The sequence below is a fragment of the Rhodovulum sp. BSW8 genome (assembly GCF_003314725.1).
Taxonomy (GTDB): domain Bacteria; phylum Pseudomonadota; class Alphaproteobacteria; order Rhodobacterales; family Rhodobacteraceae; genus Rhodovulum; species Rhodovulum visakhapatnamense.
Map to the genome: position 1 here is coordinate 45004 of NZ_QNVX01000006.1, position 15513 is coordinate 60516.

Genomic DNA, 15513 nt, shown 5'->3' on the forward strand with positions numbered 1-15513 from the left:
CGGGTGACCCTGCCTGCGCCATCCCGGAGGATCACATAGCCCCGTCGGTCTGCCCTGTGCATGGCAAGATCGCGTCTGCGCGAGGTCCGGGATGGAGGGCAGAGGTGCCGATCTCTCTTCACAAGCAGGCGACAACGACACCGGGGATCCGGGCGGCGATCCAGGCGGGCACGGACCCGGCCTGGATGGTGGCCGAGCGGGACGGGATCTCTGAACAGACGGTCGGGACGTGGCGGGGGCGCGATGACGTTCACGACCGGTGCCACACGCCGCACAGGCTTCAGACGGCGCTGACCCCGGCGCAGGAGGCGGTGGCGTGCGCTGCGCAAGACGCTCCTCCTGCCGCTCGACGAGCTGCCTGCCGTGGTGCGCGAGGTCCTCAATCCGCATGTCTCGCGCTCGGGGCTCGATCGCTGCCTGCGGCGCCATGGCCTGGGCAACCTGCGGGCGCTGCAGCTGAAGGAACCCGGCCCCGCGCATGGCAGCTTCAAGGCCGACGACCCCGGCGACCTGCACATCGACATCAAATACCTGCCCCGGATGGCCGACGAGGATCGCCGCCGCCACCTCTTCCTGGCCATCGACCGGGCCACGCGGTGGGTCTTCGTGCGCATCTACCCGGCACAGAGCGCGGCTAATGCGCGGAGGTTTCTCCGCGATCTCGAGCGCGCGGCCCCGATGAAGATCACCCGGCTGCTGACCGACAACGGCAAGGCCTTCACCGACCGGCTGTTCGGCCTGCACAAGCGCACTGCAACCGGACAGCACGAGTTCGACCTGCTCTGCACGGACCTCGGCATCGAGCATCGTCTTGCGCCTCCGATGCGGCCGCAGACGAACGGCATGGTCGAGCGGTTCAACGGCCGGATCGAGGGCATCCTCCAGAGCCATCGCTTCCACAGCGGCGGGGACCTCGAGCAAACTATCCTGCGCTGCGTGCACCTCTGCAACAGCCAGCTGCCGCAATCGGCCCTGAAGGCCAGAACACCGGTCGACGCCCTCAAGGACTGGCCAGGTCAACGGCCCGAACTCTTCAGGAAGCGGGCATGCAATCACGCGGGATGTGACGCGGATCAGTTCTCGAAGCATGGGTCGCGTTTGACTGTCGTTCGCCACCGAAGTCGACTTCGGCGTTGCGGTTGCGGTTGCGGTTGCGGTTGCGGTTGCGGTTGCGGTTGCGGTTGCGGCGTGTGGGGCGGGTCATCGGGTCGGGCTCGGCGGTGGATTGGTCAGAATCAGAAGAGGATGTGGGCGGCGCACCGTATCCGGCGGATCGCCGGGTCCCTCGTCCCCGCCGGACGTCGCTCTCGCCTTCAGCTGAAAGCTCTTCATGGAAGCCCGGGCATTCACCAGGGTGTCATCGACCGAGAAATGCTCGTCCGAGAGCCGTGGCGCCACCTCGTGATGCGCCAGGATGGCGGCCACGATCCGACGGGATATCTCCGTCGTCAACAACCGGTCGCGGTTCTTGCTGAACACCGTGGGGACCCAGATCGCATCATCGATCCCGAGGCCCAAGAACCAGCGGAAGAGCAGGTTGTAATCCATCTGCTCCATGAGCTGCGGCCCGGACCGGATCGAGTAGAGGGCCTGCAGCAGGCTGGCTGGGATCGACCCCTCCGGCGCGATGGAGGGGTGGCCCTTACCCGAGTGGAGCCGGTCGAACTCGGCGTCCAGCGCGCGCAGCGCATCGTTGACGACGGCCCCGATCCTTCGAAGAGGATGTCGCGCCGGAACTCGATGTTCGAGATCGGCGTAGCTGAACGGCGAGCCCGTCACCTGGTCCGATCCCCGACGAACGTCTCGCCGGTGGAGTGCTGGACATACGGGGGCTCGACCAAGCGGGCGACGACCGCCGCGTCCGAAAGCCCATCAGCCCGGCGACCAGTCGCGGATCAGTTTCTGGCCGTTCCTGCGTCGAGGGGAAAACCCCGCCCCACTCGCGGTCGACCCAGCCCCGGTCAATGAGCTGGGCCAGTTTCACCGACGCGTGGCGCCTGTCGATCATGGCGACAAGCCTGGGCCGGAAAGGATCATCCTGTTCGGTGGCGCGGACCCGGCTTCATCGGGCAATCCGGACTTGCAGGGTTTGCGCATGACGCACACGAAAACCTGCAGATCCACGCCACCAAAACCGCCAGTTCCCCACCTGAAATAAAAGCGTTCTGACCTGGTCAGAGTGACTATATCCGTGCCCGCTCCCGCTGGGGACGGATCGCCTGGGGCAGAAATCGGACGAGGGCAGGGAACTTCGGGGCAAGGGCAGCGTTCTGTGGCTGAAGGGCGGCCGTCGGGGTGCCTTTCATGGAGGCGGGCGTTTCGCTTGCGTCAGATGCGCAGGACTTTGCTCAGCGAGGGGCAGGGACCGGCCAGTATCTGCCGGATCGGTGCAACCGGCGGCGCTCCGGCTCACATCCCCGTGCGCTGCTCTTTTCAGGGGCGGGCATGAGGATTTTGTTATGAGGTGCGGGATGGCTCCCGGTTCCGCACCTGAATCGTACACACCGCCCCTCCTCCCTGGAGGCGGAGAACAAACGAGAGGCAAGGAGAAGACAATGACATCCTATTTTGCACCCGCCGCGATCGCATTGGGTCTTTCCACGGCGATGGCCGCCCCGGCGATGGCGGGCAGCTATGCCCCGGCTCCGGCCGAACCCGTGATCGTGCCCGCCGTGCCGGCTGCCGCGCCCGATGGCGACTGGGGCGGCGCCTATGTCGGTCTGAGCTACGGCTATATCGACGTCGATACCGATAGCGGGGCCCCGGACGATGACAGCGATGCCCTTGGCATCATGGCGGGCTATCGCTGGGACTTCGGCAAGACCGTTGCCGGCGTCGAGGTCGAGTATGGCGAACCCGATCTGAACTTCGGGTCGGAAGAGGTCGACTCGGTGTGGCGGATCAAGGGTCAGTACGGCTACGATTTCGGCCGCACGCTGGCCTACGCGACCGCCGGTATCGCGCCCACCGACACCTCGCTTGGCAGCGAAACCGGCTATCTGGTCGGTCTCGGCGTCGATTACCAGATGACCCCGAACTGGGTGCTGGGCGCCGAAGTGCTGTATCACGACTTCGACGAATTCGGCAGCTCGGGCGTGGGCGCCGACGCGACCACCGCGGCGGTTCGCGTGTCCTACCGGTTCTGACCGGTCACCGGGTCAGATCGGCCAGCACCCGCGGGATCGTCAGAACGTCCTCGCGGGTGCAGTCGAACGGCCCGACCTGAACCCGGATCACCAACCGCCCCTCGTGGCGGGTCTGGGTCAGATAGATACGGCCGTCATCGTTGACCCGCCTCAGCAGGTCGGCGGTGGCGGCCTCGTCGTTCAGGGCAAAGGTGAACAGCGACAGGCGCGGTTCGGTCACGATCTCGACCCCCGGCAGCGCCGCAATGGCGTCGCGCGCCTCTGCCGCCCAGGAGACATGGTTCCTGATGCGAGTGCGCAGGCCCTCGAGCCCGTAGGCGCGCAGCGTGAACCACAGCTTCAGCGCCCGGAAGCGGCGCCCCAGTGGCACCGTCCATTCGTTGAAATCCGTCACCTCCGCCTGACCGGGCGTCTGCAGGTAGTCGGGGCGCAGGCCCAGGGTGCGGACCTGCGGCGCCGGGTCGGCCAGAAACTGCACCGAACAGTCGAACTGGACGCCCAGCCACTTGTGCGGGTTGAAGACAAGCGAGTCGACCGTCTCGATCCCGTCCCAGAGGTCCCGGAATTCGGGGCAGATCATCGCCGAGCCAGCCCAGGCGGCATCGACATGGATATAAAGCCCGTGCGTCCGGGTCACGGCCGCGCAGGCGGCGATGGGGTCGGTCGCGCCGATGCCGGTGGCGCCGACGCACAGAACGACCCCCGCCGGGACCCGCCCGGCCATGAGATCGGCCCGGATCGCGGCATCGAGCGCGGTCGGGTCCATGGCGAAATCGGCGTCGGTCGCGACCTTGACGAGATTCTCCTGCCCGATCCCTGCGATCCGAACTGCCTTGTCGACCGAGCTGTGGGTCTGGGCGCTGGCATAGATCCGCAGCCTCGGCTGCCCGGCGAGACCCCCGGTGTTGCCCGCCCAGCCCAGCGCGCGCTCGCGCATCGTCAGCACCGCCGAAAGCGTTGCGGTAGTGGCGCTGTCATGGATCGTGCCGGTGAAGCGGTCGGAAAGTCCCAATGCCTGACGCAGCCAGCCGACCATCACCTGCTCGATCTCGGTCGCTGCGGGCGAGGTCTGCCACAGCATGCATTGCGCGGCCATGGCACTGGCCAGCTGCTCGGCCAGCATCGAGGCGGGCGAGGCGTTCGACGGGAAATAGGCGAAGAAGCGGGGATGCTGCCAATGGGTCATGGCATCCGGCACCAGCGCCTCGAAATCGGCGAAGATCGTCTCGACCGGTTCCGGGGTCTCGGGCGGCGTGGCGGGCAGTTTCGCGGCCGTTTCGCCCGGGGCGGTGTGGGCGCGGACCGGCCGGTCGCGGAGCCCCGAGTGGTAGGCCTGCGCCCAGTCGGCGGCGCGTTTCGACCAATAGGCGAGATCGTCCTGATTCATGGCCTGTCCCCTCCGTTCGGGTCCGGGATAGGCCCGGGACGGCGGGGCGGGCAAGGAGGCGGGGTGCCTCAGCGGGGGGAGCGGGGTCAGTCGAGGGGGGGCGGGGTCAGTCGAGCGTCGCCTGCACCCGGCGCGGCAGGCTCGCACGCACGGTGTCGTAGCTTTCACGCAGGCGGTGGGCCATCTCTTCGGGGTCGTGGCGGGCGGTTTCGAGCGCGATCCAGCCGCCGCGCGGCAGATAGGGCGCCTTGCCCGCCCGGCCGACCGAGATCAGCATTTCGGCAAAGCCCGGATCGGCACATTTCAGCGAGACCCGGCCCGAGCCCGGCGCCATCAGCGCAAAGATCTTGTCGCCGACCTTCCAGACGTCGGTTCCCGGGCCGAAGGGCTGGCTGCGCGCGGCTCCGGGCAGGCCGTCGCAAAAGGCCAGGATCTGGTCTTCGGTCATCGGGGCAGGCGTCTGGTCGGGCGTCGGGTCGGGTGTCGGGGCGGACATGGGGCGGGGTTCCGGGCGTCGGGACAGGGATCGCAGGCTTGGCAGGACCGTGCCGCGCTGATAAGACACCCGCATGACGACCGTCCGCAACCCCATTTGCTGCATTATCCGCTGACATCCCTCGGGCGGGCCGGGCGTCGTATTTCCCTCAGACAGGATATGTGCCAGAACCCGCCGCGGGACGCGCGCGAAGGATCTGGACCGCATGACCGACATTCAGCTTTACAACACCCGGACCCGCCAGAAGCAGAGGCTCGAGCCGCTCGACCCCGCCAATGTGCGGATGTATGTCTGCGGCCCCACGGTCTATGACCGCGCGCATCTGGGCAATGCCCGGCCCGTGGTCGTGTTTGACGTGCTTTACCGGCTGCTGCGGCATGTCTACGGGGCCGATCACGTCACCTATGTGCGGAACTTCACCGATGTCGACGACAAGATCAACGCCGCGGCGCTGGCGCGCAAGCAGGCGGGCGATCCGCGCCCGCTGGAAGAGCTGATCCGCGAGCGCACCGAAGAGACCATCGGCTGGTATCATGCCGACATGGACGCGCTTGGGGCGCTGAGGCCCGGTCAGGAGCCCCGCGCGACCGAATTCATCGGCGCGATGATCGCGATGATCGAGGACCTGATCGCGAAGGGCCACGCCTATGCGGCCGAGGGCCATGTGCTGTTCCGGGTGCGGTCCTACAAGGACTATGGCGCGCTGTCGGGCCGGTCGGTCGACGACATGATCGCGGGCGCCCGGGTCGAGGTCGCGCCCTTCAAGGAAGACCCGATGGATTTCGTGCTGTGGAAGCCCTCGGACGGTGACCTGCCGGGCTGGGACAGCCCCTGGGGCCGCGGGCGGCCGGGCTGGCATATCGAATGCTCGGCCATGTCCTATGAGCTTTTGGGGCCGAGCTTCGACATTCATGGCGGCGGGATCGACCTGCAGTTTCCCCACCACGAGAACGAGATCGCGCAAAGCTGCTGCGCCCATCCCGAAGGCGATTTCGCGAAGGTCTGGATGCATAACGAGATGCTGCTGGTCGAGGGCAAGAAGATGTCGAAGAGCCTCGGCAACTTCTTCACGGTGCGGGATCTGCTGGATCAGGGCGTGCCGGGCGAGGTGATCCGATTTGTGCTTCTGATGACCCATTACAGAAAGCCTATGGACTGGACCGCAGACAAAGTTCGCCTAGCAGAGAATACTCTTGAACGTTGGCGAACCTTCACCGCTAACCTGGAACCAAGCCCGGAGAATGACTTTGAAGCTGATCCGAGTGTGATCGAAGCACTTGCTGATGATTTGAACACGCATCTGGCTATTTCAAAGCTTAATGCGCTCAAGTCTGAGCCTCAGAAGTTGCTCGATAATGCGCGGCTGTTGGGTTTTCTGTCCGACGAGTCTCGACGCGGAAAAATGGTTCATGCAATTCCGGTCTCGGTCGGAGGAGAGGACGACCTGTTCTGGGGTAACGATTACATTCTTCTCTATAAAATGAGAGATCGCCTTGTCGAACTGCGTAATTCGGCGATGGAAACCAAGGATTTCTTCGAGGTGGACCGTCTGAAGGCGCTGCTGATCGGGGCGGGCGTCGAGGTGCGGATGAGCAAGGCAGGTGTCGAGCTGGTGCCGGGGGCGGGCTTTGATCCAGCCAGGCTGGAGGCACTGGAATGAGCGTGCAACGGCTTGGCGGTTTCACCCGGCGGCACGCCGGGCAGCGCCCGACCCTCCCCCCGGGAGGGCGCCTTGGTGACGTTCTGCGCCGAAGGGGCGGCAGGTGCGGCTGCGATGTCTTGTGCTGCGCGGCCGTTGCGTGCGCCCTCCCGGGCTCGGGCGCTGCCCTTCTTTTCCATGCGGGAGCGGACGCATGAAAGACCGCCTTTATCTTTACGACACCACGCTCCGCGACGGGCAGCAGACGCAGGGCGTTCAGTTCTCGACCGACGAGAAGATCCGCATCGCCCATGTGCTGGACGAGTTGGGGGTCGACTATATCGAGGGCGGCTGGCCCGGCGCGAACCCGACCGACAGCGCCTTCTTCGAGGCGCGGCCCGAAACCCGCGCCACCTTCACCGCCTTCGGCATGACCAAGCGGGCCGGGCGGTCGGCCGAAAACGACGAGGTGCTGGCGGGCGTTCTGAACGCGGGCACCGGGGCGGTCTGTCTGGTTGGCAAGACCCATGATTTCCACGTCACCACGGCGCTGGGGATCGGGCTGGACGAGAATATCGACAATATCGCGAAATCCGTCGCCCATCTGGTGGCGCAGGGCCGCGAGCCGCTGTTCGATGCCGAGCATTTCTTCGACGGCTTCAAGGCCAATCCCGGCTATGCGCTGGACTGCTGCCGCGCCGCTCTGGAGGCGGGCGCGCGCTGGATCGTGCTGTGCGACACCAATGGCGGCACCCTTCCGCCCGAGATCGGCCGGATCACCGCCGAGGTGATCGCGGCGGGCATCCCGGGCGCCCGGCTGGGCATCCACACCCATGACGACACCGGCAATGCGGTCGCGGGCAGTCTGGCCGCCATCGACGCGGGCGCGCGGCAGGTGCAGGGCACGCTGAACGGGCTGGGCGAGCGCTGCGGCAACGCGAACCTGACGACGCTGATCCCGACGCTGCTGCTGAAAGAGCCCTATGCCAGCCGTTTCGAGACCGGGATCACGCCGGAGGCGCTGGCGGGGATCACCCGGGCCTCGCGGCTGCTGGACGAGATCCTGAACCGGGTGCCGCAGAAAAGCGCACCCTATGTCGGGTCTTCGGCTTTCGCGCACAAGGCGGGGCTGCATGCCAGCGCAATCCTGAAGGACCCCACGACCTACGAGCATGTCGAGCCCCAAGCGACCGGCAATATCCGCATCATCCCGATGTCGAACCAGGCCGGGCAGTCGAACCTGCGCCGCCGTTTGGCCGAGGCCGGACTTGAGGTGGCAAAGGACGACCCCCGGCTGGCCGAAATCCTCGACGAGGTGAAGGTGCGCGAGGGGCAGGGCTATTCCTATGATACCGCGCAGGCGAGCTTCGAGCTGATCGCGCGCCGCGTGCTGGACCGGCTGCCCGCCTTCTTCCGGATCAAGCGTTACCGGGTGACGGTCGAACGGCGGCGGCTCGATCCCGCCCGGGTGGTGACCCTGTCCGAGGCGGTGGTGGTGCTGGATGTCGATGGCGAGAGGAAGCTGTCGGTGTCGGAAAGCCTCGATGCCGAGGGCAACGATCGCGGCCCGGTCAACGCGCTCTGGCGGGCGCTGGCCAAGGATCTGGGGCCCTATCAGGCGTTCATCGACGATATGCGGCTTGTCGATTTCAAGGTGCGCATCACCAATGGCGGCACCGAGGCCGTGACCCGGGTCATCATCGACAGCGAGGATGGGGCGGGGCGGCGCTGGGCGACGGTCGGCGTGTCTCCGAACATCGTCGATGCCTCGTTCGAGGCGCTGCTGGACGCGGTGGTCTGGAAACTGGTGCGTGACGGCGCGCCCGACTTCGACGCGCGCCGCCCATGACGCTGGAGGCCTGTGCCGAGATCGTCCGCAAGGGCGATCCCGACCGCTTTCTGGCGGTCATGGCGGCGCCGGTCGCGGCGCGGACGCGGCTCTTGCCGCTTTATGCCTTCAATGTCGAGGTCGCGCGCGCGCCCTGGGTCACCGAAGAGCCGCTGATCGCCGAGATGCGGCTGCAATGGTGGCTGGACGCGCTGGAGGAAATCGCGGGCGGCGGTCCGGTCCGCCGTCACGAGGTGGCGACGCCCCTCTCCGAGGTGCTGGCCCGCGAGGCTGCCCGCGATCTGCTGCCGCTGGTCGAGGCGCGGCGCTGGGACGCCTATCGCGAACCCTTCGCCGATGGCGCAGCCCTCAAGGCGCATCTGGCGGCGACCTCTGGTCGGCTGATGGGGGCGGCTGCCCGGGTGCTGGGCGCCGAAGACGGGCAGGCGGCGCTGGCCGATCTGGGTCTGGCCATGGGGCTTGCGGGCTGGTTTCTGGCGGTGCCCGCGCTTCTGGCGCGGGGACGTCAGCCCTTGCCGGACGACCGGCCGGAGGCCATTGCCGATCTGGCCCGGTCGGGGCTTGCGCGGCTTGCTGCTGCGCACGCGGCGGGCCTTCCGGCCCGTGCGATCCCGGCGGCGCGGACGGCCTGGCGCACGGGCGCGATCCTGAAGCGGGCCGCTGCCCGGCCCGATCGCGTCCGGGGGGGCGGGCTGGAAGAGGCGGAAGTCGCGCGCCGGGCGGGGCTTTTGCGGCGGGCGCTGACCGGCGGCTGGTAGCGCGGCGGGCTTGCCCAAGACGCATCATTCGAAAATGGGGGGAAGTGCAGGTTTCTGCCTGATCCCGCCATTATGGCGCAGCATCAATACGGTGCGTTTTGCTGCGGCCCCCCGAACTTCCGCGAACATGCGGGGAGCGAACCGGTATCTTATAAAGCGTTTAGTGGCCTTGCCTCCGAAGAAAACGCCGCTGCGGCCGGCCCCCGCAACGACGCTGAAAATGCATGTGAAGCCTCCCGACTTCCCAGCCATTCCAGGGTCAGGATGGGCAAACGGACCAGTCGAACTGTTGGCCCATGATCCGAAACAAAGCGTCGAGCGGTTCGCCAAGGGTGAGGGGCACCGGCCTTGGCCCCCCGAGCAACTCGAATACGCAAAAAAAGCGCTTCGAGGGAGTGATCCGCCGCGTCTACTTCCTGAGCTGCTGCACTGGCCAGCGCATCAGCGACGTGGTGCGCCTCAACCCGAACGACGAAGATGATGGCGGTTTCAGCCTGCCGCAGCAGAAAACCGGCGTGAAGCCGTGGTGCCCAATCTTCCCCGAGCTTGAGGCGGAAATGACCAAATGGTGCCGCCGTCGCGGCCCCTGCCTGCTTCGGGAGGACGGCAAGAGCAAAGGCAAGCCATTCAGCACGATCCAGATGTGGAAGGCGTCTGACCGCGAGCGCCAGAAACACCCGAGCCTTGCGGGCGCTGTCCCCCATGGCCTGCGAGCCAATGCGGTGATCCGGCTCCGGGGCGCTGGTTACTCTGCACTGAAGATCTCGGACATGGTGGGGATATCTGTCGATATGGTCGAGCATTTCTGCCGACACGCAGACCGCAAGGCAAGCGGGCAGGCGGTCCCGCAGGACCTACGGGAACGAAACGACGGCACGACTGTGGAACACTGGGAAAGTGGGAAGCAAAAATGACTGAAACACAGTCGCTTATCGGACCGAAAAGAGAGTGCAGGTTTCTGTTGCCAGGTACCTGCGAACCCCGCCTTACGTTGCTAGACGCAAGGGCTTAAGATTTGGTTTTGCGGACTGCTTACGCAGCCAGCGCCACCGGAGCACGGTTGTCATTGGCAACTATCATGCTTGCACCGATAACGGTGGTAGCTCACCGGGCAAAAGCTAACCCCTTTAGACGTCCGTCGATCCTGTTTCGGCCCCAGGATCCCGCCAATGTGGGATATTTGGTGGAGCCGCCGGGTACCGCCCCCGGGTCCGATCCGCTTATTACGGGCGCGTTTATCGCCATAGTCCCTTGCGGGACGGTGCCAAGATAAGCCGAGGCGGCGCGCGCTTCAAGGGGTCAGCGCGCGGGAAGGGCCGCACAATGGGCGCCGCCCGCCGCCTGACCCGAGCCGAGCGCGAAAAGCGCCGGGGCAAGATAGGGGTCGAGCGGGGCGGACCGCGCGAGGTCGAAGGCCAGAAACCCCGCCGCCGCGGTCAGAAGGATCAGAACGACCGGGCGCCGGGTCATCTGCGCGCCTCAAGCCCCAGCAGGGGCCGAAGCTGGATGCCGTACCAGGACCCGGTGAAAGCGGCCGCGAACCAGGCCCAGCCATGCAGGCTGCCGGTCGAGATCCCCGAGAAGAAGGCGCCGATATTGCAGCCGAAGGCAAGCCGCGAGGAATAGCCCAGCAGGAACCCTGCGATCACCACCGCGACCCAGGCCCGCGCCGGGTGATCGGCGATCCGTCCTGTCAGCCCGTCGCGCCAGAATGCGGCCAGTGCCGCCCCGGCGATCAGCCCCAGATCGGTCAGCGAGGTGACGTCGGTCAGCACGCTTTCGCGCAGCCGCTCGGCATTGGCGGGGGCCGACCAGAAGGCCGAGCCCGAGAGGTCGGCCCCGAGCGCCGCCGCGCCCTTCGCGACCCAGAGCCCCAGACCGTAGACGACGCCCCAGGGCTGGCCCGCCACCGCCAGATGCAGGATCGCCAGCCCGGCCAGCAGCACCGCCGCCAGCCAGTAGCGCGCCGGGATCGCGCGCTTGCCCGGATCGGCCAGCGCCATCGCAAGCCCCGCGACCGAGGCCAGCAGCACCAGCGTCAGCGCCAACCCCCCGGTGCCGGTCAGCGCGGCAACCGGCAACGCGCCAAGCTCGGTCCACCAGACCAGATGATAGGCGCCGAAAAAGCTGCCCAGACAGAAGAAGGGCAGGGCGATGGCGCTGACCAGATTGCCCGATCCGGCATTGACCAGTGTGCCCGACCCGCAGCCCAGCACGATCTGCATGCAGGCGCCGAAGACGAAGGCGCCGCCGACCATCGCATAGCCGACAGGGGCATGGGCGCCCACCAGCTCGCCCGGATGGGCGGCCAGCATCGGGAAGGCCGCCGCTGCGACCAGCGCCAGACAGACCATCTGCGCCACCAGCCCCGAGGCGTCCCGCTGCAGGATCATCCGCCGCCAGGGACCGGTAAAGCCGAAGCGCAACCCCTCAAGCACCAGCCCGAAGCCGAGCCCGATCATCAGCAGCGCGCCCGAGCGTGGCCCGGCCATCGCGGCCACGGCCAGAACCGCCAGTGCGCACAGCCCGAAAGCGGCGGTTCGGGGCAGGATGTGGGGGGGAACGGGCATCGTCTGGCTGCTGTCGGTCATGGGGTCAATAGCGTCCGGTCACGCGGTTCCAGAGATTGCGAAGCGGGCCGGGCAGGTTCGCGGTCTCGTGCCCCGAGCGGGTCCAGCCGACCATCGACTCGGGGTAAAGCCTGACCCCCTCGATCCCGGCCAGTTCGCTGAGCGCGAACCAGTTCGTCGCGGCCCAGTGGCCGGTATTGCAAAACGACACCAGCCGGTCGCCCTGGGCAAAGCCGTTGGCCGCGGCGAGATCCGGGACCAGATCGGGCTTGATCAAGGCGGGGGCGTCGCTGCCGAACCAGCCCGAATGGGTGAAATAGCGCGATTGCGGCAGGGTGCCGGGCCGGGCCGCCGCCGGATGCTTGGCATTGCCCGCCCAGAAGGATTGGGGCCGCGCGTCGATCAGGTCGCCGGGCGCGTCGCCCGCGACGATGGCCTCGACATCCTCGGTGGTGGCCAGCCAGTCATGACTGAAGCTTACCTCGATATCGCTGGGCGCGGGGCGCAGCGCCGGGCCGGTCTCGACCGGCAGGCCGGATGCGCTCCAGGCGGTCATGCCGCCGTTCAGGATCGCAAGCGGGCTGACCCCGCTCGATTTCAGCGTCCAGTAAACCCGCGCGGCCGCGCCGAAATCGGACGGGTCGCTGCCCTGATGCACGATCACCGTGGGCCGGTCCCGGGTCACGCCGAGACTGCGCAGCACCTCGGTCAACCGGTCCTCGGGGATCAGCGCGCCCGGATTGTCGGCCGGGCCGCGGAACAGCCCGTAGGGCGCCGAGACCGCGCCGGGAATATGGCCAGCCTCGAAGACCGGGGCGGCGCCATCGGGGCCGCTGCGGATATCGAGCACAAGCGGCGCGACCGCGGCCTGCGCCTCGGCCAGACCCTGGGGGTCGATCAGCGGTCCGAAACCCGGTGCGGCAAGGGCTGCGGGACCGGCAAGAAGGGCAAGGACGAAGGCGGCGCTCGGGGCAAATCTGGTCATCTGGTCACCTCATGAATTGCGCCCCAAAGCTGTGGCGGCCGGACGCGCGACGCAAGGCCGCAACATCTTGTTAACCCTAATCCGATTCGTTTTGAAGGTCGCCTGTTCGTTGTGCGTCTGCCGCGAGACCACGCGTGGACGGTTTCGCGGCATCGCCCCGCCCCGGCCGCGCATCGGGCGGTCCCGCACGGACCGGGCCGCAAATGGGGGGCTGGGCGGGAAATGCCCGCCGGTTGACAGCGGGCGTGGTCGGTTCGCGATTGATCCCTCCGCGCGTCATGCCGATCATGGAGCCACCGGCAATAGAGTAGCAGGGTGGTGTCTCCTGCGCCCGTCTTGCGACGGGTTCTTCGCAGCCACGGTGTTCGACCTGATCCGATCGGGACGGCACTCTGGCTTGTCTATGGGCTTTCCCGATCCTCACTACAGACAGACCGCTCGGTTGCGGTCGGGAAAGCGCAGACCTCATGCCCTCTTACCTTGTGTCTTATTCCGCTCTTGCGGGAGCGATCCTCTGCGAAGTCGCGGGCTCCAGTTTCCTTCTGAAATCGGAGCAGTTCACCAGGCTTGGCCCGACTGCGGTCATGGCCTTGTTCTACATCGCCTCTTTCTATCTCTTGTCGATCGCTCTCAAGACGATTCCTCTCGGCATTGCCTATGCGGTCTGGGGGGGACTGGGCACCGTGCTGATCGCGCTGGTCAGCGTCACGATCTTCCGGCAATCGCTGGATGCGGCGGCCATAGTGGGGATCGCCATGATCGTGGGCGGCGTCGTCATCATGAACGCCTTTTCGACGGTCTCTCACTAGCAGAGGCCACCGCCAAGGGCTTGGCGACAGAGCAAAGATGGCCCGCGAAGGGCCGCGGCTCGTCAGCGGGTCCGGACGGGTCGGCAAGGGCCGAGCCGTCCGGACTGGTCGGCGCCCCGGCAGGAGCGCCGACCCGGTTCAGGCTGCCGCCTCGGCGGCGTCGGGTCCTAGAAGCCCGCCTTGATCTTCTCGAAGGCCGCCGACTGCTTTTCGCGCAGCTCGCCCGGCATCGGCAGTTGCGCCAGCACCGGCACGTCGATCGGGCCGAGCCCGACCGCGGTCAGCGCCTCGTCGCCGATTTCGGCCATCGCCTTGTCGTTCGACTGGCCATAGCCCGCATCCAGCAGCGCCTGGGTCGCGGCGGGGTCGAGCATGGCGTTCAGGAAGTCGTAGGCCTTCTCTTCCGACCCGGGGCCGTCCTTGAGATCGACATAGCCGCACAGCCAGAGCGACGAGCCCTCCTTGGCCTCGCGCTGGAAGCCGATGGGGAAGTCCTGTTCGACCATCGTGGGCAGGGTCTCGTTCCAGGCCCAGGCCACCAGCACCTCGCCCGAGGCCAGAAGCTGCGCCAGCTCGGCCGGATCGGTCCAGTAGGTGCGCAGGTTCGGATGCACCTCGCGCAGCCATTCCACGGCCGCGTCGAACTGGGCATCCGTGGCATGGGTCCAGTTGGTGGTGCCGGTCGCCAGATAGGCCAGCGCGAAGGTGTCGTCCACGTTGTCGGGCAGGGTCACGCGGCCTTCGTATTTCGGGTCCTTGAAGACCTCGAGCGAGGCCACGTCCTCGGCCGGCACCTCCTCGGTGTTATAGGCGATCCCGGTCGAGCCGAAATCGGTCGGCACGAAATAAACGTCGGCGCCGGTATCGGCCACGTCGGTGCCCTTGAGATCGGCGTTCAGATCGCCCCAGGCAGGGATCTTCGAGGTGTCCCAGGGGTCGAGAATGCCGGCTTCGACCCATTTCGTGACCGAGCCCGCGCAGACATGGCTGACATCGGTCCGGAAGCCAGAGCGCAGTTTCTGGAACGCTTCTTCCTCGTCGCCGAAGAAGGTGAAGGTCGGGTTGTCTCCGTATTTGTCCTTGTACTTGGTGTGGAAGGCCGCGTTCTCGAAGCCGGGATAGTCGAACACGAGCAGATCGGCGTCGGTGGCCCAGGCGGCCGACCCTGCAATCAGGGCCGCGGTGCTGGCGAGAATCAGGCGAACGGTCATGGAGGTCCCTCGCATTGGGAATGGGTGCAAGGTAACGCTAGCGGTGCGCCGGGCTCCGCTCAAGACCATTGGCGGGACTCGCCTCCGCGTCGCGGGTCTGCCAAAAGGGGGCCAGGCAAGAGGACGGGGACCGATGGGACAGGCAATGGTCACGGCGGGCTGGTGCCGGCTGATGGCACGATACAATCGCTGGCAGAACCGCGCGATGATGGAAGAGGTGGCCGGGATGGACGAGGCCGCCCGCACGGCCGGGCGCGGCGCCTTCTGGGGGTCGATCCAGGGCACCATGGCGCATCTGCTCTGGGCCGATCACGTCTGGATGTCGCGGCTCGACGGCTGGGAGGCGCCCCATGTGGGGTTGTCCGACAGCGCTCATTTCGTTGCCGACTGGTCGGAATACCGCTCCAAGCGGCAGATCACCGATGCCCGCATCAGCCGCTGGGCGCAGGGCCTGACCGAGGCCGGTCTTGCGGGCGATCTGGCCTGGTATTCGGGGGCCGCGGGGCGCGAGATGGTGGTGCCGCGCGCGGTCTGCGTCGTTCACATGTTCAACCACCAGACCCATCACCGCGGCCAGATCCACGCGATGCTGACCGCCGCCGGGGTGTTGACCGCGCCGACCGATCTGTTTCTGATGCCGGACCTGATCGGGTAGGGACGCCC

13 protein-coding genes, 1 other RNA gene and 3 pseudogenes are annotated in these 15513 nt (G+C 67.0%); 8 read left to right on the forward strand and 9 right to left on the reverse strand.

What is annotated here, in order from left to right:
* Positions 1-104: 104 nt before the first annotated feature.
* A pseudogene (locus tag DSD19_RS05310) lies at positions 105-1071 on the forward strand (DDE-type integrase/transposase/recombinase); the annotation flags it as partial.
* Here DSD19_RS05310 and DSD19_RS05315 read toward each other — a convergent pair.
* Positions 1070-1779, reverse strand: a pseudogene (locus DSD19_RS05315) (transposase); the annotation flags it as partial. The pseudogenes DSD19_RS05310 and DSD19_RS05315 sit on opposite strands and share 2 nt — an antisense overlap.
* 5 nt (positions 1780-1784) lie before the next feature.
* A pseudogene (locus DSD19_RS22720) lies at positions 1785-2008 on the reverse strand (IS5/IS1182 family transposase); the annotation flags it as partial.
* A 547-nt stretch (positions 2009-2555) separates the two neighbouring features.
* Here DSD19_RS22720 and DSD19_RS05320 point away from each other — a divergent pair.
* Entirely contained in the window at positions 2556-3146 is a 591-nt protein-coding gene (locus DSD19_RS05320) for an outer membrane protein (RefSeq protein WP_113668807.1), read from the forward strand.
* Between the two features lie 4 nt (positions 3147-3150).
* Here the strand turns inward: DSD19_RS05320 and DSD19_RS05325 are convergent, their stop codons facing one another.
* Both DSD19_RS05325 and DSD19_RS05330 read right to left on the reverse strand, forming a co-directional pair.
* Entirely contained in the window at positions 3151-4533 is a 1383-nt protein-coding gene (locus DSD19_RS05325; protein WP_113668808.1) for a pyridoxal-dependent decarboxylase, read from the reverse strand.
* A 106-nt stretch (positions 4534-4639) separates the two neighbouring features.
* Complete coding sequence (locus DSD19_RS05330) at positions 4640-5029, reverse strand: MmcQ/YjbR family DNA-binding protein (protein WP_243627718.1); 390 nt, start codon at positions 5027-5029, stop codon at positions 4640-4642.
* Positions 5030-5234: 205 nt separating this feature from the next.
* Here DSD19_RS05330 and cysS point away from each other — a divergent pair, with 205 nt between their 5' ends.
* The 4 genes from cysS (at position 5235) to DSD19_RS05350 (ending at position 10189) form a co-directional block, all read left to right on the forward strand.
* Positions 5235-6689 carry a cysteine--tRNA ligase gene (gene cysS, locus DSD19_RS05335; RefSeq protein ID WP_113668810.1) on the forward strand — a complete coding sequence of 485 codons (1455 nt, stop codon included), beginning with the start codon at positions 5235-5237 and terminating at the stop codon, positions 6687-6689.
* Between the two features lie 193 nt (positions 6690-6882).
* Positions 6883-8517, forward strand: a complete 1635-nt coding sequence (gene cimA / locus DSD19_RS05340) for a citramalate synthase (protein WP_113668811.1) — start codon at positions 6883-6885, stop codon at positions 8515-8517.
* Entirely contained in the window at positions 8514-9275 is a 762-nt protein-coding gene (locus DSD19_RS05345) for a squalene/phytoene synthase family protein (RefSeq protein WP_113668812.1), read from the forward strand. The genes cimA and DSD19_RS05345 overlap by 4 nt, the downstream gene beginning before the upstream one ends.
* Positions 9276-9571: 296 nt before the next feature.
* A complete protein-coding gene (locus tag DSD19_RS05350) occupies positions 9572-10189 on the forward strand; it encodes an integrase (protein ID WP_207802421.1) in 618 nt (205 codons plus the stop codon).
* Between the two features lie 33 nt (positions 10190-10222).
* Here DSD19_RS05350 and ssrA read toward each other — a convergent pair.
* From ssrA to DSD19_RS05365, 4 genes are all read right to left on the reverse strand, one after another.
* Positions 10223-10574: a transfer-messenger RNA gene (gene ssrA / locus DSD19_RS05355) on the reverse strand.
* A complete protein-coding gene (locus DSD19_RS21660) occupies positions 10575-10745 on the reverse strand; it encodes a hypothetical protein (protein ID WP_165828052.1) in 171 nt (56 codons plus the stop codon).
* The gene (locus DSD19_RS05360; protein WP_113668813.1) at positions 10742-11866 is read right to left on the reverse strand and encodes a YeeE/YedE thiosulfate transporter family protein; all 1125 of its coding nucleotides are present in this window, start codon (positions 11864-11866) and stop codon (positions 10742-10744) included. The genes DSD19_RS21660 and DSD19_RS05360 overlap by 4 nt, the downstream gene beginning before the upstream one ends.
* Before the next feature lie 4 nt (positions 11867-11870).
* On the reverse strand, positions 11871-12830 hold the full coding sequence (locus DSD19_RS05365) for a sulfurtransferase (RefSeq protein ID WP_113668814.1): 960 nt from the start codon (positions 12828-12830) through the stop codon (positions 11871-11873).
* A gap of 467 nt (positions 12831-13297) precedes the next feature.
* On the opposite strand from DSD19_RS05365, the gene DSD19_RS05370 reads away from it, so the two are divergent.
* Entirely contained in the window at positions 13298-13639 is a 342-nt protein-coding gene (locus DSD19_RS05370) for a multidrug efflux SMR transporter (RefSeq protein ID WP_075786937.1), read from the forward strand.
* A 167-nt stretch (positions 13640-13806) separates the two neighbouring features.
* On the opposite strand, the gene DSD19_RS05375 is transcribed toward DSD19_RS05370, so the two are convergent.
* On the reverse strand, positions 13807-14850 hold the full coding sequence (locus DSD19_RS05375) for an ABC transporter substrate-binding protein (protein ID WP_113668815.1): 1044 nt from the start codon (positions 14848-14850) through the stop codon (positions 13807-13809).
* A gap of 133 nt (positions 14851-14983) precedes the next feature.
* Between DSD19_RS05375 and DSD19_RS05380 the strand changes: the two genes are divergently transcribed.
* Entirely contained in the window at positions 14984-15505 is a 522-nt protein-coding gene (locus tag DSD19_RS05380; protein WP_243627720.1) for a DinB family protein, read from the forward strand.
* The last annotated feature ends 8 nt before the right edge of the window (positions 15506-15513 follow it).